Source organism: Dankookia rubra, assembly GCF_004355005.1.
GTDB lineage: Bacteria > Pseudomonadota > Alphaproteobacteria > Acetobacterales > Acetobacteraceae > Paracraurococcus > Paracraurococcus ruber_A.
Genome location: NZ_SMSJ01000267.1, coordinates 1 through 1,319 on the forward strand (window position 1 = coordinate 1; position 1,319 = coordinate 1,319).

At 80.1% G+C, this 1,319-nt stretch carries 1 protein-coding gene; it reads left to right on the top strand.

The features are described 5' to 3' along the window. Window positions 1–149: 149 nt before the first annotated feature. Complete coding sequence (wecB, locus tag E2C06_RS36470) at window positions 150–1,241, top strand: non-hydrolyzing UDP-N-acetylglucosamine 2-epimerase (RefSeq protein WP_241671635.1); 1,092 nt, start codon at window positions 150–152, stop codon at window positions 1,239–1,241. Window positions 1,242–1,319 lie beyond the last annotated feature (78 nt).

Consider the following 1,319-nt stretch of genomic DNA (forward strand, 5'->3'; position numbering starts at 1 on the left):
GACCCGGCGCGGCGCGCGGCGATGGGCGCCGCGGCGCGGGCCGGGGCCGAGCGCCGCTGGGACCGCCGGCTGCTGGCCGCCCGCTTCTGCGAGGTGGTGGAGGCCGCCGCCCGTTCCCCCGCCCGCGCCGCGCTGGTGCCGGCGTGAGCATGCAGGAGCTGCATCTGGTCGCCGCGGCGCGGCCCAACCTGCCGAAGCTGGCGGCGCTGTGGCACGCGCTGCCGGAGGTCGGCCTGCCGCTGCGGCCGGTGCTGCTGCATACCGGCCAGCACCAGGACCCCGCGATGTTCGGCGACCACCTGGCGCAACTCGGCCTGCCCCTGCCGGAGATCGCGCTGGGCGTGCAGGGCCGCAGCCATGCCGAGACCACCGGCCGCACCCTGATGGCGCTGGACTATGCCTGGGCGGCGCGGCGGCCGGCCTTCGTGGTGGTGGCGGGCGACGTCGACGGCGCGCTGGCCGCGGCGCTGGCGGCGCGCAAGCTGCGCCTGCCGGTGGCGCATCTGGAGGCCGGGCTGCGCGGCGACGACCCCGACATGCCGGAGGAGCTGAACCGCCGGGCGATCGATGCCGTCTCCAGCCTGCTCTGGGCGCCGGACGAGGCCAGCGCCGCCGGGCTGCTGGCCGAGGGCCACGCCGCCACGGCGGTGCGGGCGGTGGGCAATGCCATGGTCGATACGCTGCGGCGGGGGCTGGGGCCAGCCCGCGCCCGGACGCTGCCGCCGGGGCTGGTGCCGGGCGACTACGGCGTGGTGACGCTGCACCGTGCCGCCAACGTGGACGACCCGGCGGCGCTGGCGGCGCTGCTCGCGGGGATCGGCCGGGCTGCCGCGCTGCTGCCGCTGGCCTGGCCGCTGCACCCGCGCACCCGCGCCCGGCTGGCGGCGGCGGGCCTCGCCTTGCCGAAGGGCGTGCTGGCGCTGCCGCCGCTGCCCTACCTCGACTTCCTCGGCCTGCTGGCGCGGGCCCGGCTGGTGGCGACCGACAGCGGCGGGGTGCAGGAGGAGGCGACGGCGCTCGACCTGCCCTGCCTGACCCTGCGGCCGGGAACCGAACGGCCGGTGACGCTGGCCGCCGGCACCAGCCGCCTGGTGGCGCCGGCCGCCCTGCCGGCGGCCGTCGCGGCGGCGCTGGAGGGCCAATGGCCCCGGGCGCGGCCGATCCCCTTCTGGGACGGGCGGGCGGGGGCGCGCATGGCGGCGCACCTGGCGGAGGCCATGGCAGGGCGTCCGGGCGGATGAGTGCGGTCGCGGATGCGCTGGCCGGCCGGGCCGCGGCGGCGGCGACGCCGATCGCGGCGCAGCGGCCCGGGGCTGCCG